A 21,157-nucleotide genomic window follows, 5' to 3' on the forward strand; every position below is an offset into this window, starting at 1 on the left:
ATCCTGCAAAGGCGACAGTTGCAGATTTGAGCTACAGACAGGTCAGTCGTCAGCTTATCTCAGGTCGCTCGTGCCTGGTGCTGGACCGTGGGCGGATCGTGGAGCAGGGCGAGGTGTGGCAGATTTTTGGTGACCCGCAACACGAGGTGTCACCGGCCGTGGCGACCGATCTGCTGGGCATCGCCCAGGCACTGGGTGGGCAGGTCAGCTTGCTGCATGGCGGTATCGAGCGTATCCAGAGCCGCGCCCAGGGACGTTGACTCCTGGGCGTAGCGACGAGCCAGGGGCCAGGCGCGTTGCTGGTCCGTGCTTCGTCGCTGGCCGATCAGGTGCCGGGGTATCTGGCACCCGCGTGATGTCGACTTACTTCGATCCTCCACCGATCTGCCAGACGTAGGGCGGTTCGGTGCCGTTGATTTCCCAGTCGCCGATGATGCGTTCCTTGTAGATCAGCGGGTTGTGCGAGGCCGCGGTGCGAGCGTTGCGCCAGTGACGATCGAGGGCTTTGCCGGTGCTGGTGGCCGAGGCGCTGAGGGCGTTGAACAGGTCGCTGGTGGCGCGTAGCACCAGGTCGGCGATCACCACTTGGGCCTGGGCGGATTCCAGTTCGGCGGCGATGTTGGCATCGCGTTCGGCTTCGTCGTTATGGGCGAAGCGGCTTTCGTAGGCCACCTGCAAGGCAGCCGCGGCGCGCAGGGTGGTGGCGTGTGCGGCATAGACCTGCGCTGAAGCCTTGCCCACCACTTGCTGCACCTGGACATCCTGGCTGACGTGGCTGGCGTTGCCGGTGCTGAAGATGCGCGTGCGCTTGCGTACTTCTTCCGTGATGTCGCGCACCGCGGCACGGCCGGCACCGGTCTGGACCGCCAACAGCACCAGTTGATAGAAGGCCGTCTGGTATTTGAAGCGGGTGGTGAAGTCCAGCAGGTTTTCGGGCTCCACCACGGCGTTCTCGAATACCGAGGTGCCGCTGCCGGTGGTGCGCTGACCAAAGCCATCCCAGTCGTCGCTCTGCACAATACCCGGTTGCTGCACGCGAACGGCGGCAATCACATCGGCGCCGTTGTCATCGCGCTGGGCATAGAGGTCGATCCAGTCGGCGAAGATACTGCCGGTGCTGTAGTACTTGGTGCCGTTGACCACCCATTGTTCACCCAGACGCGAGACACGGGTGCCAACCTGGCCGATCTTGATGCTGCCGACTTCGGTCCAGGCGTTGCCCACCAGATCGCCGTCGACAAAACGCTTGAACCAGGTGTCCTGGGGCGCATCGGCATGGGCGTTGAGGCGGTCTTCGACAAAGGCAAAGTGACCGCGCAACGCCTGCGGCAGATTGGAATCGGCTTCGGCCAGTTCGATCAGCAACTCAAACAACTGGGGCAGGGAAGCGCCGGCGCCACCGTACTGCACCGGCACGCGCACGGCGCCAAAGCCGGCTTCCTTCAGCCACTTCACTTGTTCAAAGGGCAGGCTGCGAGTTTGCTCGCGCTCCAGTGCGCCGGCGGCGATGCGTGCAAAGATCGGCCGGAAGCGCTCGGCCAGGGCCTGGTAGTCGGTACCGCTGGAGAGGGGGTGTGGCAGGTGCTGTTGCTGGACAGTCATGGTGCAGCTCCTTATGGAAGGCAAGAGAAGCAACAGTGCAGTCGATCTGTTGCGTACTACTGCCAGTGCACAGGTCGTGCCTGGCACTGCAAAAGCCGTTTAATCGGGCGCGCAGGGCTGTTCGCCAGGGTGGTTGCTGTCGTCTGCCGGGCAACTTGCTGAAGCGCTGACTGCCCGGCAACAGCGGCCTGGGCGCGCTGCACGGCATGGGCAGAGAGGCAGCTGTTGTGAGCGCAACAGTTGATCAACAGCCTGCCCGGTGGACGACACTGCGGCGTTTTGCGAAAAACTTTATAACTTGTTGATTTATATTGAATTATAGAGGTGGCACGGTTGCTGCTCTAGTCCTTGTGCAGGTGCCGCGGTGGCCTCTGCCACCATGAGGACGGGCAATGAGCAACACACTGAAAGTGGTCGCGGTATCCGGGAGCGTGCAGCGGCCTACGCGCACCCTGGTGCTGCTCAAGGCTCTGGTCGCCGGTCTTGCGCAACAGCTGCCGATCGCGCTGCACCTGATCGAGTTGTCCGAGGTCGGCCCGCAGTTTGCCGGGGTGCTGTGCCGTGAAGACTTGCCCGCTGCGGTAGAGGCCGATCTGCAGGCCATTGAAACGGCCGACCTGCTGATTGCTGCCAGCCCGGTGTACCGCGCCTCGTACACCGGACTGTTCAAGCACCTGTTCGATTTCGTCCATCACCAGGCGTTGAACAACGTGCCGGTGTTACTGGCCGCCACCGGTGGCTCGGACCGCCACGCCCTGATCATTGATCACCAGTTGCGCCCGCTGTTTGGTTTCTTCCAGGCCCTGAGCTTGCCCATCGGTGTGTATGCCGCCGAAGCCGATTTCACCGACTACCAGATCACCAGTCCGCAGTTGCTCGAACGCATCGAGCGCGCTGTCGAGTCGGCGGTCCTGAGCCTCAATCCGAAAGTTCACCGGGATGCCAGCGCTGCCTGACGTCCCGGGTCAACCCTCATTTCAACGAGTCAATGGAGTACGTACAATGAGCCAGGACAACATCAAGTTTGCCTATTGGGTTCCCAACGTCAGCGGTGGCCTTGTGGTCAGCAAGATCGAACAGCGCACCAGCTGGGACATCGATTACAACCGCAAGCTGGCGCAAATCGCCGAAAAGGCCGGCTTCGAATACGCCTTGTCACAGATCCGCTTTACCGCCGGTTATGGCGCCGAAAACCAGCACGAGTCGGTGACCATAAGCCACGCGCTGTTGGCCGCCACCGAGAAGCTCAAGGTGATCGCCGCCATCCTGCCTGGGCCCTGGAGTCCGGTACTGGCGGCCAAACAGCTGGCCACCATCGACCAGTTCACCAACGGTCGGGTCGCGGTGAATATCGTGTCGGGTTGGTTCAAGGGCGAGTTCCGGGCCATTGGCGAGCCGTGGCTGGACCACGATGAGCGCTATCGTCGCTCGGAAGAATTCATCCAGGCGCTCAAGGGCATTTGGACCCAGGACAACTTCAGTTTTCATGGCGATTTCTACCGCTTCCATGACTACACCCTCAAACCCAAGCCACTGCAGCAACCGCACCCGGAAATCTTCCAGGGTGGCAGCTCGCGCGCGGCGCGGGACATGGCTTCGCGGGTTTCCGATTGGTACTTCACCAACGGCAACAGCGTCGAAGGCATCAAGGCCCAGGTCGACGACATTCGGGCCAAGGCCGCGATCAATGGCCACTCAGTGAAAGTTGGGGTGAACGCCTTTGTCATTGCCCGCAAAACCGAGGCTGAAGCCCGAGCGGTATTGCAGGAAATTATCGCCAAGGCCGATCCGGAGGCCGTCAACGGTTTCGGCAGCGAGGCGAAGAACGCCGGCGCCTCCAGCCCTGAAGGCGAAGGCAACTGGGCCAAGTCCACCTTCGAAGACCTGGTGCAGTACAACGATGGCTTCAAGACCAACCTGATCGGTACGCCGCAGCAGATTGCCGAACGCATCGTCGCCCTCAAGGCGGTGGGCGTGGACCTGGTGCTCACTGGCTTCCTGCACTTTCATGAAGAAGTGGAGTACTTCGGCCGCAAGGTGTTGCCGTTGGTGCGTGAGCTGGAGCGCGAGGCGGTCGCGGCCAAGGCTGCGGCGCTCGCCTAAAGGACGGGAAAGGTCATGGCGACATTCACTGATAACACGCAATCCGACACCTTGCCGCAGTGGCTGCAACAGCAGGCACGTCAGCAAGGGACGGGCATTGCCCTGCGACATAAGCGCCTGGGGGTGTGGCAGGTGCGAACCTGGCGCCAACTGGCCGCTGAGGTTGAACACCTGGCAATGGCCTTGCAGGTGCGTGGTTTTGTGCCTGGCGCGAGCTTGGTGATTGTCAGCCGCCCGCGGCCGGAGGCGTTGATTGCTGTACTGGCGGCACAGTGGTTGGGCGGGGTGGCCGCGCTGTTGGATCCGCTGGAGGCAGCGGCTGCACAGGTGCCGCTGTTGCGTGAGCTGCACAGTGAATGGGTGTTCGCCGAAGGCCATGAGGAGATTCAGCGCCTGCGCGCCGCCGGACTGGCGCCCAGGCTGCTGATTTACGCCGACGGCCGCGGCATGGCTGAGGTGAGTCAGACCGGTGACACCCTGGCGTTCGCACAACTGCTGCTGGGCAGCGATCACCGGCTGGAACCCGAGGCCCGAGCCGAGCGCACAGCTTTTACCTTCTACCGTTTGGGTGCGGGGCAGCGCATCGAGCAGCAGCGCATTAGCCACGCCGAGTTGCTAAAGGAAGGCCGGCGCCTGGTGCACAGCGAGCAGCTGGGGCGGCAGGAAGAAGCCCTGGCGGCGCGAGCGTTTGCCGCGGGTAGTCAAGCGCGTTACTTGCTGGCGCCTTGGTTGATTGCCGGCTTTCGACTGAATTTTCCGGAGAACCTGGCGACTCGCGACCAGGACCGTCGCGAGTTGGGCCCGACGCTGGTGGCCGGCACCCGGGAAACCTACGAGCGCCTGCATGCCCAGGTCCTGGCCCGCTTGCCGGAGCCAGGCAGCTGGCGTCGGCGTCTGGTGGACTGGGCGCTGGTGGCGCACCCCGGTGCGCTGCAACGGCATCTGGGGTACTGGCTGATCCGCCGGCCGTTGCGCGACATCCTCGGCTTTTCCCGCACCCGCGCGCCGTTGGTGGTGGGCGAGGCGCTGGCGCCACACACCCAGGCGTTTTTCCAGGCCTTGGCGATTGAAGTACGCACCTGGCCTGACCCGGCACAGTGGCACCGGCCCGCGCGCTGGCCAGCCCCGTTGGTCAACGGCTGGATCGAAGACAGCACGCAACCGGCCTGACAAGGACATGACTCATGGCACAGACACAGGCGACAAAGGTTGAACATCTGCTGGAGCTGGAAAATATTGGCTTGTCGTTCAAGGGCGTCAAGGCGGTGACCGACATCAGCTTTGCCGTGGCCGCCGGCGAGATTTGCGCCTTGATCGGCCCCAATGGCGCGGGTAAAAGCTCACTGCTGAATGTGATCAACGGCGTGTACCAGGCCCAGCAGGGGCGCATTCGCTTTGCCGGAGAAGGGCGCCGGCGCATGAGCCCGCATGATGCGGCGGTGCGCGGCATTGCCCGCACCTTTCAGAACATCGCCTTGTTCAAAGGCATGAGTGTGCTCGACAACGTGCTCACCGGACGCACCCTCAAGCGTCGCAGCAGCTGGATCGAGCAGGCTCTGCGCATCGGCCGCGCCGCTGGCGAGGACGACCGCCAACGTGAGGCCGCCGAGCGGATAATCGACTTTCTGCACATCCAGCCCTGGCGCGACACCCTTGTCGGCAAGCTGCCCTATGGCTTGCAGAAACGGGTGGAACTCGCCCGTGCCCTGGCCGCCGAACCGCGTTTGCTGTTGCTGGACGAACCGATGGCCGGGATGAACGCCGAAGAGAAGCAGCAGATGAGCCGCTTCATCGTCGACATCAACCGTGAGTTGGGCACTACGGTGGTGTTGATCGAGCACGACATCGGCGTGGTCATGGGCATTTGCGATCACGTGGTGGTGCTCGACTACGGCCGCAAGATCGGCGACGGCCCACCCGAAGAAGTGCGACAAAACCCCGAGGTGATCGCCGCCTACCTCGGCATGCGCCACTAACCCCTTGGTCGATAGCGCCGCCAGCCGCCAGCCGCCTGGTGGCCAGGAACCCTTTGCCCGCAAAACAGGAAGGCCCATGGAATTTTTCTTAGAGGTGTTGATCGGTGGGCTGCTGGCCGGGGTGATGTACGCCCTGGTGGCCATCGGTTTTGTCCTGATCTACAAGGCCTCCGGCGTCTTCAACTTCGCCCAGGGGGCGATGGTGCTGTTTTCGGCGCTGACCTTTGTCAGCCTCTTGGAGCGCGGGGTGCCGTTCTGGCTGGCGTTTGTCATTAGCCTGGCGGCGATGGTGCTGCTGGCGTTGGCGGTGGAGCGGGTGGTATTGCGTCCGCTGGTCAACCGCTCGCCAATCACCTTGTTCATGGCCACCCTCGGCTTGTCCTACGTGATCGAAGGGGGCGCCCAGGCGCTGTGGGGCGCCCAGGTGCATGGCCTGGAACTGGGCATCAGTGACGAGCCACTGGAACTGGGCGGCATGCTGTTGTCGCAGTTCGACATTTTTGCCGCCGTGACCGCTGCGCTGCTGGTGTTGGCGCTGTCGCTGCTGTTCAACAAGACCCGTATCGGTTTGTCGTTGCGTGCCGTGGCCGATGACCCGCTGGCGGCGTTGGCCATGGGCATCCGCCTCCAACGGGTGTGGGTGCTGGTGTGGGCGGTGGCCGGGTTTGTCGGTCTGGTGGCCGGCCTGCTCTGGGGCGCGCGGCTGGGGGTGCAGTTTTCGCTGTCGCTGGTGGTACTCAAGGCATTGCCGGTGCTGATCATCGGCGGTTTTACCTCGATCAGTGGGGCGATTGTCGGCGGCTTGATCGTCGGCGCCTCGGAGAAGCTGGCCGAGGTGTACCTGGGCCCCGTCATCGGCGGCGGTATCGAGAACTGGTTTCCCTATGTGCTGGCGTTGCTGTTCCTGCTGGTGCGGCCGGCCGGGCTATTTGGTGACCGCGCGATCGAGCGGGTTTAAGGAGAGGCGTGATGTTTTATCAGGAAGCTGGTCAGTTCAGTACTCGCTATGCCCAGGACCGCCGGGTGTTTCGCCTGCGGCAGGACCGTTACGGCTTGGTTGCCTTGCTGCTGTTGGCCTTTGTAGGTGTGCCGTATCTGGGTAACGACTATTGGTTCAGCGCCATTCTGATTCCGTTTCTGGTGCTATCACTGGCCGGGCTGGGGCTGAACCTGCTGACCGGCTATGCCGGGCAGTTGTCGCTGGGCTCGGCGGCCTTCATGGCTGTGGGCGCCTTTGCCACTTACAACGTTGAACTGCGGGTGCCGGGCTCGCCGTTATTGCTCAGCATGGCCCTGGGCGGGGGAGTGGCAGCGCTGGTGGCGGTGCTGTTCGGCCTGCCGAGCCTGCGGATCAAGGGCTTCTATCTGCTGGTGTCGACCCTGGCGGCACAGTTCTTTGTGACCTGGGCGCTGACCCGCTTCAGCTGGTTCTCCAATAACAGCGCCTCGGGGGTGATTAGTGCACCGCGCCTGGAGATACTCGGGGTGGATTTGAACTCACCGGTGGGCCGTTATCTGCTGACGTTGGGGGTGGTGGTGGCGTTGTTCTGGCTGGGCAAGAACCTGGTGCGCAGTGAACTGGGACGCAACTGGATGGCCGTGCGTGACATGGACACGGCCGCTGCAGTGATGGGCATTGCGTTGCTCAAGACCAAGCTGCTGGCGTTTGCCATCAGCGGCTTCTTTCTCGGGGTGGCCGGAGCGCTGTGGGCCTTCACTTACCTGGGCACCGTGGAGCCCCACGGTTTCGATCTGAATCGGTCCTTCCAGATCCTGTTCATCATCATTATCGGTGGCCTGGGCAGCATCCTCGGCAACTTCCTGGGCGCGGCGTTCATTGTGCTGTTTCCGGTGCTGCTGTCGAACCTGGTGGCCTTGTTGCCGGCGGGGCTGATCGATGCCGGGCAGATAGAAAACCTGCAGAAGATGGCATTTGGCGCCCTGATCATTGTGTTCCTGGTCAAGGAGCCGGAGGGCCTGGCGCGCCTCTGGCAGAAGTTCCGCGAGCGCGCTCGGTTGTGGCCCCTGCGCTACTGAGCAAACCGGCGCAGGCATGGACTGCGCTTCGATCCTCCTGCGGCAAACGTGCGATTGAATCATTGATAAGGAAAATACCGATGTTGAAACGATCTCTACTCAGTAGCCTCGCCCTGGCCGTCAGCCTGAGCGTTGCCACATTGACTGCGCAGGCGGATAACGAACAGTACTTCCCGCTGCAGAGCTATCGGGTCGGTCCTTATGCCGCCGGTGGTACCGGGTTTTTTGGTGGTTTTATCGACTACCTCAAGTACGTCAATGCCAATGGCGGGGTCAACGGCGTCAAGCTGACCTGGAGCGAGTGCGAAACCGAATACGTGGTCGAGAAGGGCGTGGAGTGCTACGAGCGTCTGAAAAAAGGCCTCAATGGTGCGCCGGCTGCCGCCACTAACCCGCTGTCGGTGGGCATCGCCTATGCCACCCTGGAGCGCTCGACCGCGGACAAACTGCCTTTGATCACCATCAACCACGGCCGCACTGACTCCACTGACGGCAGCGTTTTCCCCTATGTCTTCCCGTTGCAGCTGAACCCGTACTCCGAAGTCTCGGCGATCATCAACTACATCGGCCAGCAGGCCGGGGGGCTGGACCAGCTCAAGGGCAAGAAGATAGTCACCCTGTATCATGGCTCGCCCTACGGCAAGGAAACCAATGAGGTGTTGCAGACCCTGGCCGACAAGTACGGGTTCAAGCTGACCCTGCTGGAAGTGCCCCATCCGGGTAACGAACAGCAGTCGCAATGGCTCAACATTCGCCGGGAAAAACCCGACTGGGTGATTCTGCGAGGCTGGGGCGTGATGAACCCGGTGGCGTTGAAAACCGCGCAGAAAGTCGGCTTCCCGGCGGATCACATCATCGGCAACATCTGGAGTAACTCCGAGGACGATGCCGCACCGGCCGGTGCCGCCGCCAAAGGCTTTATCGCGATCACCACGCACCCCACGGGCACCGATTTCCCGGTCCTGCAAGGCATCCAGCAGCAGGTGGTGGCCAGGGGCAATGGTGACCTGGCCGATCCGAAACGCTTCGGCACCGTGTATTACAACCTCGGTGTGGTGAACGGCATTCTCAATGTCGAAGCGGTGCGCATTGCCCAGGAGAAATTCGGCAAGCAACCGCTCACCGGCGAGCAGGTGCGCTGGGGCTTCGAGCACCTCAAACTGGACGATGCCCGCCTCAAGGAGCTGGGTGCACTGGGCTTGGTGCAACCATTGCAGCTGTCGTGCTCGGACCATGAAGGGGGCGGTGCCGTGCGCTTCCAGCAGTGGGATGGCAGCCAGTGGAAACTGATCAGTGACTGGGTGCAGGCCGACCGTGCCTTGCTCAGGCCGATCATCGAAGCCTCGTCGCACCAGTACGCCAAGGAAAAAGGCATCACACCGCGCGATTGCAGCCAGGACAGCTGAGATGTGAATCGGGTCGGGGAGGCGTCCCCAATGCTTTTCCGTTAAGGCAATGTCTGCTCAATACACATCCCGTGGCGAGGGAGCAAGTCACTCGCCACAAGTCACTTGTTTCAAGCTTTTATTAATTGAAGAGCATGGGGATAGGCGTATGAACCAAGTACCGATCTTGCGGATCGACGCGATTGAAGTCCTGTATGAACAGGCCATCCTCGCGGTGTGCGGGGTATCGCTGGCGGTACCGCAAGGGCAGATCGTGGTGTTGCTGGGGGCCAACGGTGCCGGCAAGAGCACCACCTTGAAGGCCGCCTCCAATCTGGTGCGCGCCGAGCGGGGCGAGGTAGTGCAGGGGCGGATCCTCTATCGAGGCGAGGATGTCACCCGTAGCACGCCCCATAGCCTGGTGGCCAGTGGCCTGGTGCAGGTACTGGAAGGCCGGCATTGCTTTGCCCAACTGACAGTGGAAGAAAACTTGCTGACGGGTGCCTTTGCGCGTCAGGTGTCCCGCGGGCAACTGAAGGCCGATCTTGAGCGTATCTACAGCCAGTTTCCGCGCCTCAAGCTGCGGCGCAAAAGCCTGGCCGGCTACACCTCCGGCGGTGAACAGCAGATGGTTGCGCTCGGGCGGGCGCTGATGGCCCGGCCGCAGCTGGTATTGCTGGACGAACCTTCGATGGGCCTGGCACCGCAGATCGTCGAGGAGATCTTCGAGATCATCCAGCAGCTCAATCAGCGCGACGGCGTGAGCTTCCTGATTGCCGAGCAGAACATCAACCTGGCCCTGCGTTACGCCCAGTACGGCTACGTGCTGGAAAGCGGCCGGGTTGTCAGCGAAGGCACGACCGGGCAGTTGGCCGCGCGCAGTGATATTCAGGACTTCTATCTGGGGGGCGGGACAGCGGGTAAAGGAGCTGCTGCTTGACCGCCACCAGTCAGATCGACAGGTTGACCACTTTGACCGTCTGGGCGTCCTGTACCGGGCGGCGTTTGTTCACCACCAGTTCACCGACCTTGATCAGCATCGCGCGGGTGATGTTGCGACTCAGCCCCAGCAAGCTGGCGGTGTGCACCTGGTTGTAGTGGCAGAAGCGATAGGCCGCGCGCAACAGCGCTTCCTCGACCCGCTCGTGGAGGGCGCCGCTTTCTTCCTCGAACAGCTTCTTGAAGGCTTGCTGCAACAGGGCGTCGGCACTGTCGTCCTGGACGGTATTGCTGGCGTCCAGGCGTTCGATACGCAGGTTGGACAGGTGCAAGTCCTGGACGCGGATCAGATTGTTACGGCAGATCAGTAAGGTGTGGTGAATGACGTTTTCCAGCTCGCGAATATTGCCCGGCCATGAGTAATTCACCAGCTTCTGTTCGGCTTCGGTATCCAGCACCACTTCGCCATAGCCCAGCCGACGACTGTACTCGGCGATGAAGTGGCGGATCAGCGGCAGGATGTCGCCCGGTCGCTCGCGCAGCGGGCTGAGTTCCAGGCTGACCACGTTTAGCCGGTAATAGAGGTCTTCGCGAAAGTGCCCGGCGTTGATGGCTTTTTCCAGCTGCACGTTGGTCGCAGCCAGCACCCGTACATCGATTGGGATGCTTTTGCGTGAACCCAGGCGAACCACTTCACGCTCCTGCAGCACCCGCAGCAACTTGACCTGGATTGGCATCGGCAAGTCGCCGATTTCGTCGAGGAACAGCGTGCCGCCGTTGGCTTCCTCGAACCAGCCGGCTTTGGCGCTCAGGGCGCCGGTGAAGGCGCCTTTTTCGTGGCCGAACAGTTCGGCCTCCACCAAACTTTCGGAAAACGCGCCGCAGTTGACCGCGATAAACGGTTTGTTGCGACGAGCGCTGAGGTTGTGCAGGTGACGGGCCACCAGCTCCTTGCCGGTCCCGGTTTCGCCGATGATCAACACGCTGGCATCACTGGGCGCAACCTGTTGCAGGTGCGCCAGCAGCGCCTGTGATTTCGGGTCTTCGAAGACTTGCGCGGTGGCGCGTATCGAGGTGGCCAAGGCTGGTGAGGGCGGCAGCGTGAGTAGTTGCATGGTCGGGCCTATGAGTAAAAGGACGGAGTGGGCAGCGCCGTGTTGAGCGCCCAGTCACCCAGTTCATGGAGCTTGTAGTCCACGGGGTCGTGCAGGGTCTGGGTGCGCAGGTTGCGCCAGTGACGATCAAGGCGCAGCGCGGCATGGGTGGCGCGGGCGCCGGTCACTTCAAACAGGCTGCTGGTCAGGTCCAGGCCGGTGCGGGTGGCGGCGACCTTGGCGGTGGCAATGGCCAGGGCCAGTTGGCCACGTTCCTCGGCGGCGAGTTGGTGCTCCTTGCTCCAGGCTTGGTCGAGCAGGGCGTTGGCTCGTTCAGTGAGCAGGCGCACGCTTTCCAGCCCGACCCAGAATTCGCCGTAATGGCGCAGGACATAGGGGTCCTGATTGGCCTGGCTGACGTTGGCCTTGAACCAGGGGCGCGTTTCCTTGAGGGTGTAATCGCGGGCCTCTTCGAACGCGCCCTCGGCAATGCCGAGGAAGATATTGACGAAGGTCAGTTGGGCGATCAGCGGGCGCAGGCAGGCAAAGGGCGTGCTCAGCGGGCCGGGATCGAGCAGCAGCTCATTCTCTTCCACGCGCACCCGTTCGAAGGTGGCGCTGCCGCTGTCGGTCTGCCGTTGGCCGATGTTGTCCCAGTCGCCGTGCAAGGTGATGCCGGTGCGGTGGCTGGGAATGGCGGCGATCAACAGCTTGCCGCTGGTGGATTCATCCAGTGCCGAGGCAATCAGCATTTCCGAATCGGCGGAGCCGGAGCAGAAACTCTTGCGCCCGGAAAACTCGCGATAGCCGGCAAACTTTTTCGACAGGGTGCGGGTGTCCAGCGGGTTAAGGGCATTACCCCAGAACCAGTTGTTGCGCGCGGTCTGTTCAAACCAGGGCTGCCACTGTTCGGGCCGGGAAAACAGCCGCACCGTGGCCAGCATCAAGTGCTGGAAGCCGAACACGTGGGCGATCGAGCTGTCGATCCTGGCGAATTCGCGCACCACTTCCAGGGTGTCGCTCCAGCTGGCGCCAAGGCCACCGTATTGCTGGTCAATTTTCATCGCCAGCAGACCGCTACGGCGCAACTCGTCGCGCTCGGCTTTCGGCGTGCCGCCCAGATGGTCGCGTTCGGCGGCGGTTCGGGAAAACTCGGCGGCGAGCGTCCGAGCGATCTGCAGCGGGGTTTCAAGTTTGGATGTATGGATAGCGGTCACAGGCTGTTCCTCAGGCTGTTTTCCGCAGGTCGGCGGCATTGGCGGTGAACAGCGGTGCGGCCCGTTCGACTGCCAGGCGGATGCGTGTTTTCAGCGCTTCGCTGCTGATCTGGTAATTCGTGAAATCGGCCTCCGAGGCATACACGCCCAGGGGTAGGGTCACCGACTGGAAGAAGCTGAACAGCGGGCGCAACTGGTGATCGATTACCAGCGCATGCCGGTCGCTGCCACCGGTGGCGGCCAGCAACACCGGGGTATCGATCAATGCGTCCTGGCCAATCAGGTCGAACAGGTGCTTGAACTGGCCCGGGTAGGCACCACGGTAGACCGGTGCGGCCACCACCAGCAGATCCGCCGACTCAATCGCACTCAACTCGTACTCAACAGTTTCCGGCAGCTCCCGACGGGATATGGCGCTGCCCAGCGGGCGGACAATGTTACCCAGCTCGATGATGCGGCTTTCGATTGGCAGGTACTGGCTCAGCTCAGCAACGATGGCTTGGACCAGTACCAGGGTGCGTGACGGACGATAGGTTCCACCGGAAACGGCGACGACTTTAAGTGGAGTGCTCATGGGGTCTGTTCCTGTTCGAGTTGCGGGATGTGCAGCCATCAGAGCAAGAGTTGTTCCATGGTTAAAATAACTATAAAAAACAATAAGTTAGTCTGTTGCTTGGTCTCGACTGCTGTTGTCTGGGCAGATAACTGTTGAGCGACTGTTGCGTGAGCAGCAATGGCGCTGCTGTTTGTCGGGCAACACTGTGGCATCCATGAATTGAATGTAAGTGATCTAAAAAACATCTAATAAATACTTTTTGGTTATTAGCTTAAGGCTTTGTCGGGCTGTCAGTGCCAGGGGAGCAGCTTTTGGCAGGCTTTAGCCGGCCGAAATCAGTGGGTAATGTCTCTCGGATCGGCCAAGTGTTGCTCAGACAATAGCGGTTCAACATCACTGTTGGGTGGGCAACAGTGGGTGGACCAAAGCGCATGGCATTCACCTTCCACCGTCGCCGCTCAGGTGGTTGTGCACGCTGCCTGCAGCCCGCAACGCAGGGTTTCAGGGCTTCTGGTATGGCTCTTGCTCAGGCACCTGACTCTCCAGCAACAGTGCTGATCAGGGCGCCACAGAGTGCTCGCTTCCTATATCTGCCGGCCGATGTGCCGTGCGCCTTGTGATCCAGCCCTGTATAACTCCCTGAGGCCCGTACCATGAATTTGGATATTTTCTGGTTTCTCCCCACCTCCGGTGACACCCGCTACCTGGGTAAGTCCGAGTCCGGCCGCCCGGCCACCAACCAGTACATGCGGCAGATTGCTGTGGCTGCGGAAAGCCTTGGCTACGACGGCCTGTTGATTCCCACCGGCAGCAGTTGTCTTGATCCCTGGGTCACCGCTGCCAGCCTGGTACCAGTGACCAGCCGGATTAAATTGTTGGTGGCCTTGCGCACGTCAATCAGCAGCCCGACCGTAACGGCACGTCAGGCTGCCAGCCTCGACCAGGCCCTGGGTGGGCGCCTGCTGCTCAACGTGGTCCCCGGTGGCGATGCGGCCGAGCTGGCCGCCGAGGGCGTGTACCTCAAGCACGATGAGCGCTATGAGGCCGCCGATGAGTTCCTCACCGTCTGGCGTCGGGTATTGCAGGGTGAAACGGTCGACTTCGAGGGCAAGCACATCCATGTGAAGCGGGCGCAGAATTTCTTCCCGCCGGTGCAGAAGCCCTATCCGCCGCTGTACTTCGGTGGCTCTTCGCCGGCCGCCCACGAGCTGGCCGCCAAACACGTGGACACCTACCTGACCTGGGGCGAGCCACCGGCCGCGGTGGCCGAGAAGATCGGCGATGTACGTACCCGCGCCGCGAAGCACGGCCGCACAGTGCGTTTTGGCGTACGTCTGCACGTGATCGTGCGTGAAACCAACGAGCAAGCCTGGGCCGCTGCCAACGAACTGATTCAGTACCTGGACGACGAGACCATCGCCCAGGCCCAGGCCAACTACGCGACCATGGACTCCGAAGGCCAGCGCCGCATGGCTGCGCTGCACGGTGGCTGTCGCGATCAGCTGGAAGTCAGTCCCAACCTGTGGGCCGGTGTCGGCCTGGTGCGCGGCGGTGCCGGTACTGCCTTGGTCGGTGACCCGCAGACCGTCGCCGCCCGGCTGCAGGAATACGTCGACCTCGGCGTCGACAGCTTCGTGCTCTCAGGTTATCCGCACCTGGAAGAGGCCTACCGCTTCGCCGAACTGGTGTTCCCGTCGTTGCCCGGTAAACAGGCGGTGACCGTCAATGAGGTGCTCACGGGCGGAGCCTTCGATGTGCGAGCCAAGACCAAACAAGAGGAAACCGCGGTATGAAAGTGATCGACATGCGCTGCCGCCCGGCCTATCTGCACGATTTCTTTGGCGCCAACCCGGGCTCGGCGGGCTACGCCACCGCGCGCTGGCTGAATCGCCGCGTCGGAGCTCGCGGCAGCGACGAGCATTTTGCCCGCTCGCTGACGCCAGAGGGCTTTATTGCCGAAGTCCGAGAAGCCGGTTTGAGCCAGGCGGTGGTGGTGGGGCGACACACCCCTGGGCAACACCTGCCGAATGATTTCATCCACGAAATCACCCATCCCCATCAGGAGCTGCTGGGTATCGCCGGGGTTGACCCGACGCTGCAGGGTATCGATGGCGCTATTGCCGAAATCGACCGGGTGATTGATCAACTCGGTCTGGTCGGTATCGGCCTGGAGCCGGGTTTCGCCGCGCCGGCACGGCATCCGGATGACCCGCTGTACTTTCCCCTCTACGAACACTTGTCGCGCCGTGGCATTGCGCTGTTCCTGATGAGCGGACCGACCACGCCGGATCCGGCCTTCAACGACCCTGGCCGCCTGGCAGCGGTGGCACGAGCGTTTCCCGAACTGAAAATAGTCTGTTACCACGGCTACTGGCCGAATGTGGCGCAACTGCTGGGCGTAGCTTTTCGCTATGAAAACATCTTCGCCGTGCCAGACATGTACCTGTTCCTGCCGGGCAGCGAGGCCTTTGTCGCAGCAGCCAATGGCTTTCTGGGCGACCAACTGTTGTTTGGCTCGTCCTACCCGTTCCGGCCGATCCGCCAGTCGATCGAGGATTTTCAGGCGCTGGGGTTCAAGGATCAGGTGCTGGATAAGTTGCTTTATGGGAATGCGGCGCGGTTGTTAGGGTTGAGGAGGTAGCCTTGAATCGACGCCAGCCGTTTCGACGGACGCCCAATCGGGCTATAGAAGTCGGCGAGGTAATGGCGCGGGTCGCCCAGCAGCGCGTTGACGCCGACGGCAATTGGCTGTGTCAAACCGATGGAAAGATCCAGGACAAGGCGCCTTGAGCGATAAGCTGTTGGCGAGCCTCCCATTGGCGCAACAGCCTGTCGCGGCAGGCCAGGCGCTCGTTCAGTTCGGCGACTTCCAGGCTCAGTGCGCGCACCTCGTCTTTCTGCATCCGACGCTCTTGCAGCAATTGCTCGACGCTGGTCAGGATGCGTCGCAACAACGGGTTGTTCGACGACAACGGCGTGCTCGCCTGGTCAGGCTGGTCCAGTCTGTCGGCGAGCGGAGCCAATACCCAGTGGGTTGTCCGGCTAAAAAAAACATGGAGCACCTCTACCTGAGTGAAGTGATGTCAGCCGCCAGGGGCTGCGGTGGACGTACCGACAACGACTGCGAATCAAACACTGTCGCCCCCGGCAGGGCTTGCCAGGCCAGTGGGCCGGCGGCGATTTCCCGGGTACTGAGCAGGCAGTGGTCAAGCTCGCGCTGTAAAACCTCGGTGTCGAGGCCCTGGCCGATGAACACCAATTCCTGGCGACAATCACCGACCACGTTGTCCCACTTGGCCATGATGCTCTGGAGCCGGTATTCATCCCGTGGCCATTGCGACGGTTCGATAAAGTTCCACCAGTGGCCGACATAGTCCCACTGGAACTGCCCGCCGCTCTGCACCAGCATGCCGGTTTCCAGGTGCCGGCTGGCGAGCCAGAAATAGCCTTTGCTGCGCAACAGCCGTCCGTTGCGCCAGGGGCGCTGGAGAAAGTCGAGCAAGCGCTGTGGGTGAAAGGGTGTCCGCTCACGGTAGACCCAGGATGTCACACCGTAGGTGTCCGCTTCGGAGGCTGGCGCGTCGGTCGCCTCCATTTTCCTCATCCAGCCCGGCGACGCGGCAAGGCTGGGTAAATCAAACAGATGGGTGCCGAGGATGCTCGACAGCGCGACTTGACCGTGGGTCATCGGCAGGATCCGCGCGCCGGGGTTCAGGCCGGCGAGAATGGCGTGCAGTGCCTGGTAACCGGCGTCATCGATCAGGTCCAGTTTGTTGACGAGAATAACGTTGGCGTACTCCACCTGCTCGATCAGAAGGTCGGCCAGATGGCGCTCCGGCGCGTCTTCCATGGCATCCGCACGGGCCACGGTATCCGGCGACTCGAGCAGCGCCTGAAACTGGCTGCCATCGACCACCGTCACCAAGGTGTCCAGGCGTGCCAGTTCGCTGAGGCTGAAGCCTTCGGTGTCAAGGAAGGCGAACGTCTCCGCCACCGGCATCGGCTCGGAGATCCCGGTGGATTCAATGAGCAGGTAGTCGAAACGCTGCTGACGTGCCAGATCACTGATCTGCTCCAGCAAATCGGCGCGCAGTGTGCAGCAAATACAGCCGTTGCTCATCTCGATTAACTCATCGCGACCACGGTGCAGCGACACGTCGCGCTGCACCGCTTCGGCATCGATGTTGACTTCGCTCATATCGTTGACGATGACCGCGACTCTCAGGCCTTCGCGATTGCGCAGGATATGGTTCAGCAGGGTGGTTTTGCCGGCACCGAGGAAGCCCGAAAGGACCGTCACCGGCAGTCGGCCCGCCTGGGCGCCGTCAATCATGCGTTCACCGCTTTTGCGCTGGGCGCCTTGTCGAGGTAGCTTTCAAAAAGATCGACCACCACGAAACCATCGTCCGCCGCGTCGCCCCAAAGGTCTTTCACACGAAATTCGACGTGGTAGGTCGGCTGATGCGCCGCGCTCACATCGCCATGGCCGATGGCATCCGGGAAGGGCCACTGTTCTGACGTGCGGTGCAGGATCACGCCTTCCTTGCCGCGTACGTAGGCCGGCATGCGGATATGCCCGGCCACATATTCGTCGCGAACGACCACCCGATCGCCCACCTCGAAGGGGGGCCGACCGGTGATCGCCTGGCGACCGCCCGCGTGGGCGGGGTTCGCCAGCTTGAAGTGAGAGCCTAGGGCCTCATCAAGTTCTGCCTGGGTAATCACGCCTGTTTCTACCAGCAGGGTCGCGGTGGCGATGATGTAGCGCTCGTAGTATTGCGTGCCGACATGTTGGCGAACATCCAGGCGTTCGACGGCGTGGCGCACTTCGTCGACGCTGAATTTTTTCAGGTGATCGACGCCGATGAACATCAAGCTGTAGGCCAGGTGTTCCCAGTCCTGCTTGAACACCTGTTTGTAGCTCAGGCTATTGATGGTGTGCGGGACTTTGCCAAAGCCTTGAAAACCGCCGAGATCGTGAAAGCCATCCATTGTGAATACCTCTGAAAAGTGAAAGAAACCCAGCGCCCTGGCTACGCTACCTGCGGCAGCGCCACGCCGATCAGGACGTCCTTGGTGATCAGGGCCCGCAGGGCCTCTTCATCCATGCCCTCACTGCCCTCGGGTCGTACCGGCAGCACCAGATAGCGGCTTTCGGCACTGGTGTCCCACACTTTGATGGTGACTCCCTCTGGCAGCTCGGTGCCCAGTTCCCGCAGAACGGTGCGCCCTTCGCGGACCAGGCGGGCACGGAATTCGAAGCCCTTGTACCACTCCGGCGGCAGGCCGAGGACGGGCCAGTTGGTGCAGGAGCACAGGCTGCAGACGATCACGTTTTTCAGCGTGGGGGTGTCTTCCAGGGCGACGATGTATTCACCTTGTGGGCCGGTATAGCCGAATTGCGCGCAGGCAGCGGTACCGTCCTTGAGCAGCAGTTCACGAAACTGCGGGTCGACCCAGGCCTTGGCCACCACTCGAGCGCCATTCTCCGGGCTCCAGTCGTGGGCCATGAGTTGGGTCAGCTGTTCGATATAGCCGTCGGGAATCAGCTCCTTTTGCTTGAGCACCTGGAATAGGGCGCGGGCTCGCTCGCCTGGGGTCGAGGTGGTTTTTTCATCGGTGTTCATCAGTTAACTCCTCATCGTTGAGCGTTTAAGCAGCGCCTGGGGTGTTTGTTTTTGTGCGCTGCGCGGGGACCGACCGGTTAATTGTTTTTCCAGTCAACGGACGCTTCGAACGCTGCGGCCGCCTGGTAAATCGTGCCTTCGGCATAGTGCTTGCCCACCAGCATGAGCCCGACCGGCAGGCCGTCCACCAGCCCGCAGGGAATCGACATGGCCGGATGGCCGGTGATGTCCTGGGCTGAGGCGTTGCCGATCATTTCCAGCGCCCGGGCCACGTATTCCGTGATCGAGCAACCGGGTTCCGGATGAGGCTGGGCGATGATCGGCACGGTCGGCATCACCAGCAGGTCGTAGCGCGCCAGCGCCGCGTCGTAACCGGCCCGGGCCATGCGTGTGAGATTCTGCGCCTTGGCGTAGAAACGGCCGTTGTAGTGCTTGATGCCGTATTCACCGACAAACATGCACAGCTTGAGAGACGCGGACAACTGATCCGCCTGCTCGCGCCACCCGGCTTGCTTGTCCAGCAACGTGAGGTCGTACAGGCCTTTCCAGTTAAAACCGGCGCCATTGCCGTGCATCATCTGCATTGTCAGGCCTTCACAGCCGATGGGGAGCCACAGCGAGCCGGCGATCTTGTGCTCTGGCACAGAGACTTCCTCGACATGCGCGCCGAGCCGCTCAAACTGGGCGATGGCGTTACGCACCGATGCAGCTACGCGCGGGTCCTGGTTGGCCAGCTGGAAACCTTCCTGCAGGATGCCGATCCTGAGCCCTTGCACGCCACGGTCCAGGTAATCGCTGTAGGTATCGACCCGGGGCGCGGCCTGGCGTGGGTCGAGGCCGTCGGCGCCGGCCATGACTTCCAGCATCAACGCGTTGTCGCGCACGTTGGCCGTGATGGGCCCGGCATGGTCGATGGTCGCTTCGATCGCCATGATCCCGGTGTAGGGCACCAGGCCGTGGGTCGGCTTCATCCCGTAAGTACCGCAGAATGCCGAAGGAATCCGAATGGAGCCGCCCTGATCGCCGCCGACCGCGAGATCCACTTCGCCGGCGGCCACCAGTGCCGCGCTGCCGGAAGAGGAACCACCGGAGGCGAAACCCTGACGATAGGGGTTGTGTACCGGTGCGGGGTCAGAGGTGTGACTGCCACCGGACAGGCAGTAGTGCTCGCACGTGGCCTTGCCGAGAATGGTCGCCCCCGCATCCAGTAAGCGCGTGACCACGGTGGCATCGAACGACGGGACGAAACCTTCGAGTGGCGCGGCACCGTTCATCGTGGGGACGCCGGCCAGGGCGATATTGTCCTTGAGCGCGACGGTTTTGCCCGCCAGCTTGCCTTGCGGTGCGCCGTTGACTTCGGTGCGGTAATACCAGGCGTTCAAGGGGTTGTGGGCCGCCGAAGGGCGGTAGCCGGAACTGCGCTCGTAACGGACGGGCGGCACGCAATCGGGCAGCTCGTCGATCAGGTCGTAGGCGTCGAAGCTCGACTGCATCAGGGCCAGGTATTCACTGGCTTGTTCACGGCTGAGCTGCATGTGCAGGCCGTTCGCGATGTCCAGTAAGTGTTCAAGGGTGGGACGAACGATTGCCATGGTGGGGCTGTCCTTATCGTGGTGGTCTGGGGTTCAAGATAATCCGTGCCTCTGCGCGGTGGCTTGGTTGAAAAAGACACCGACTTGGTTGAGCCGGACATCCTTGCGCCAGGCGCAGGAAGGGTGTCCGGCGGCTGTCTGCTGGACGGTTGGCTAGAACACGTGCGCGTAACGCAGGTTCATGCGGAAGTCCTCTTTGGCGCCGTTATCCACTGAAAGGTCCTTGCCCAGCTGCAGCTGGAGCTGGTCCTGGGCGGTGACGAATTTGGTGGCTGTCAGGCGGAAGTTGGTGGTGCCCATTTCGTCGTCCTGGTTGACACGCGCGACGCTGGTTTCACCGCCCCAGGTACGCCCGAAGCCGACGCCGAATGCCATGGTGGGGTCTGGCATGTAACGGCCCATCACCTGGGCAGCGTAGGACACGTCCTGCTTGAGGCGGTCGCCATTGGCGCCGTAATCGGTGTTATCGCCATACCAGGTGGCACCGCCGACCAGGTCCATTGCCCACTTCTCCGTGAAGTGCTTGACGTAGGCGCTCTGCAGCTCGAATTTCCAGCGGTTCTCACCGAGGTTGAGCGCGTCGTTCTTGTCGTAGGTACCGGAAGGGACATACACATAGGGGGCGATACTGAGGGTGTCGCGGGCTTCATTGAGCCGCCACTTGACCGGCGCGGTGAGGATCAAGTCGCCGACGCCCCGGGTACTGCCGAGTGTCGAGGCATCGCCGCCAGTGGAAACGTGCCCGAAGGGCAGGAGGAATTGCGGGTCGATGGTGACCGTTTCACTCAGCGCGTACACATGGAGCAGACGCAGGATGCCGACGTCCGAGCTCAACCTGAAGTCCGAGCTGGCCTTATGGCCATTGGCGTAGGCCGAGTCTGTGGTGGAGTGCTGGTAGTAAATCGCGCCGATGGTAGCGCCGACCGGGTATTGCTCGTAATCGCCAGGGGCCACCTCGCCAGCGTTCGCGTGGAGTACGGGCAACAGCGTGGAGAGTGTCAGCAGACGGATCTTATTCATCTTTTATTC

General features: G+C 62.0%; 21 protein-coding genes. 11 read left to right on the forward strand and 10 right to left on the reverse strand.

Features of this window, described 5'->3' with window-relative positions; all coding sequences use genetic code 11:
• Window positions 1–26 precede the first annotated feature (26 nt).
• Entirely contained in the window at window positions 27–260 is a 234-nt protein-coding gene (locus PGR6_RS13435) for an NIL domain-containing protein (RefSeq protein WP_225609182.1), read from the forward strand.
• 103 nt (window positions 261–363) lie between these two features.
• Here the strand turns inward: PGR6_RS13435 and PGR6_RS13440 are convergent, their stop codons facing one another.
• A complete protein-coding gene (locus PGR6_RS13440) occupies window positions 364–1,602 on the reverse strand; it encodes an acyl-CoA dehydrogenase family protein (protein ID WP_018929018.1) in 1,239 nt (412 codons plus the stop codon).
• Window positions 1,603–1,994: 392 nt separating this feature from the next.
• Between PGR6_RS13440 and msuE (PGR6_RS13445) the strand changes: the two genes are divergently transcribed.
• From msuE (PGR6_RS13445) to PGR6_RS13480, 8 genes are all read left to right on the forward strand, one after another.
• Window positions 1,995–2,558 carry an FMN reductase gene (gene msuE, locus PGR6_RS13445; RefSeq protein ID WP_018929019.1) on the forward strand — a complete coding sequence of 188 codons (564 nt, stop codon included), beginning with the start codon at window positions 1,995–1,997 and terminating at the stop codon, window positions 2,556–2,558.
• Between the two features lie 46 nt (window positions 2,559–2,604).
• Complete coding sequence (gene sfnG, locus PGR6_RS13450; protein WP_018929020.1) at window positions 2,605–3,705, forward strand: dimethylsulfone monooxygenase SfnG; 1,101 nt, start codon at window positions 2,605–2,607, stop codon at window positions 3,703–3,705.
• A 15-nt stretch (window positions 3,706–3,720) separates the two neighbouring features.
• Window positions 3,721–4,875 carry an AMP-binding protein gene (locus PGR6_RS13455; RefSeq protein ID WP_064617649.1) on the forward strand — a complete coding sequence of 385 codons (1,155 nt, stop codon included), beginning with the start codon at window positions 3,721–3,723 and terminating at the stop codon, window positions 4,873–4,875.
• 14 nt (window positions 4,876–4,889) lie between these two features.
• A complete protein-coding gene (locus tag PGR6_RS13460; RefSeq protein ID WP_064617651.1) occupies window positions 4,890–5,681 on the forward strand; it encodes an ABC transporter ATP-binding protein in 792 nt (263 codons plus the stop codon).
• A gap of 76 nt (window positions 5,682–5,757) precedes the next feature.
• Complete coding sequence (locus PGR6_RS13465) at window positions 5,758–6,639, forward strand: branched-chain amino acid ABC transporter permease (RefSeq protein ID WP_064617653.1); 882 nt, start codon at window positions 5,758–5,760, stop codon at window positions 6,637–6,639.
• Between the two features lie 11 nt (window positions 6,640–6,650).
• Entirely contained in the window at window positions 6,651–7,718 is a 1,068-nt protein-coding gene (locus PGR6_RS13470) for a branched-chain amino acid ABC transporter permease (protein WP_064617655.1), read from the forward strand.
• Between the two features lie 80 nt (window positions 7,719–7,798).
• The gene (locus tag PGR6_RS13475) at window positions 7,799–9,124 is read left to right on the forward strand and encodes an ABC transporter substrate-binding protein (protein ID WP_018929025.1); all 1,326 of its coding nucleotides are present in this window, start codon (window positions 7,799–7,801) and stop codon (window positions 9,122–9,124) included.
• Between the two features lie 148 nt (window positions 9,125–9,272).
• Window positions 9,273–10,043, forward strand: coding sequence for an ABC transporter ATP-binding protein (locus PGR6_RS13480; RefSeq protein WP_018929026.1), 771 nt, complete (start codon window positions 9,273–9,275; stop codon window positions 10,041–10,043).
• Between the two features lie 10 nt (window positions 10,044–10,053).
• Here PGR6_RS13480 and PGR6_RS13485 read toward each other — a convergent pair whose 3' ends face one another.
• The 3 genes from PGR6_RS13485 to msuE (PGR6_RS13495) are packed head-to-tail and all read right to left on the reverse strand — an operon-like array spanning window position 10,054 to window position 12,927.
• Window positions 10,054–11,157 (reverse strand): sigma-54 interaction domain-containing protein, encoded by a 1,104-nt coding sequence (locus tag PGR6_RS13485; protein ID WP_018929027.1) that lies wholly within the window; start codon window positions 11,155–11,157, stop codon window positions 10,054–10,056.
• 8 nt (window positions 11,158–11,165) lie between these two features.
• Complete coding sequence (locus tag PGR6_RS13490) at window positions 11,166–12,353, reverse strand: acyl-CoA dehydrogenase family protein (protein ID WP_018929028.1); 1,188 nt, start codon at window positions 12,351–12,353, stop codon at window positions 11,166–11,168.
• A 10-nt stretch (window positions 12,354–12,363) separates the two neighbouring features.
• Window positions 12,364–12,927, reverse strand: coding sequence for an FMN reductase (msuE, locus tag PGR6_RS13495; protein WP_064617657.1), 564 nt, complete (start codon window positions 12,925–12,927; stop codon window positions 12,364–12,366).
• Between the two features lie 635 nt (window positions 12,928–13,562).
• Between msuE (PGR6_RS13495) and ssuD the strand changes: the two genes are divergently transcribed.
• Together ssuD and PGR6_RS13505 are read left to right on the forward strand one after the other, a co-directional pair.
• A complete protein-coding gene (gene ssuD, locus PGR6_RS13500; protein ID WP_064617659.1) occupies window positions 13,563–14,702 on the forward strand; it encodes an FMNH2-dependent alkanesulfonate monooxygenase in 1,140 nt (379 codons plus the stop codon).
• The gene (locus PGR6_RS13505) at window positions 14,699–15,550 is read left to right on the forward strand and encodes an amidohydrolase family protein (protein WP_018929031.1); all 852 of its coding nucleotides are present in this window, start codon (window positions 14,699–14,701) and stop codon (window positions 15,548–15,550) included. The genes ssuD and PGR6_RS13505 overlap by 4 nt, the downstream gene beginning before the upstream one ends.
• 112 nt (window positions 15,551–15,662) lie before the next feature.
• Here the strand turns inward: PGR6_RS13505 and PGR6_RS30410 are convergent, their stop codons facing one another.
• From PGR6_RS30410 to PGR6_RS13535, 6 genes are all read right to left on the reverse strand, one after another.
• Complete coding sequence (locus PGR6_RS30410) at window positions 15,663–15,881, reverse strand: hypothetical protein (protein WP_237229614.1); 219 nt, start codon at window positions 15,879–15,881, stop codon at window positions 15,663–15,665.
• A gap of 92 nt (window positions 15,882–15,973) precedes the next feature.
• Window positions 15,974–17,242 (reverse strand): GTP-binding protein, encoded by a 1,269-nt coding sequence (locus PGR6_RS13515; protein ID WP_064617661.1) that lies wholly within the window; start codon window positions 17,240–17,242, stop codon window positions 15,974–15,976.
• Entirely contained in the window at window positions 17,239–17,901 is a 663-nt protein-coding gene (gene nthB, locus PGR6_RS13520) for a nitrile hydratase subunit beta (RefSeq protein WP_018929034.1), read from the reverse strand. The genes PGR6_RS13515 and nthB overlap by 4 nt, the downstream gene beginning before the upstream one ends.
• Before the next feature lie 41 nt (window positions 17,902–17,942).
• Window positions 17,943–18,536 carry a nitrile hydratase subunit alpha gene (gene nthA / locus PGR6_RS13525; protein ID WP_064617663.1) on the reverse strand — a complete coding sequence of 198 codons (594 nt, stop codon included), beginning with the start codon at window positions 18,534–18,536 and terminating at the stop codon, window positions 17,943–17,945.
• Between the two features lie 77 nt (window positions 18,537–18,613).
• Entirely contained in the window at window positions 18,614–20,128 is a 1,515-nt protein-coding gene (locus tag PGR6_RS13530) for an amidase (RefSeq protein WP_064617665.1), read from the reverse strand.
• 153 nt (window positions 20,129–20,281) lie between these two features.
• A complete protein-coding gene (locus tag PGR6_RS13535) occupies window positions 20,282–21,148 on the reverse strand; it encodes a transporter (protein WP_064617667.1) in 867 nt (288 codons plus the stop codon).
• Between the last annotated feature and the right edge of the window lie 9 nt (window positions 21,149–21,157).

It is taken from the genome of Pseudomonas sp. GR 6-02 (assembly GCF_001655615.1).
Taxonomy (GTDB): Bacteria; Pseudomonadota; Gammaproteobacteria; order Pseudomonadales; family Pseudomonadaceae; genus Aquipseudomonas.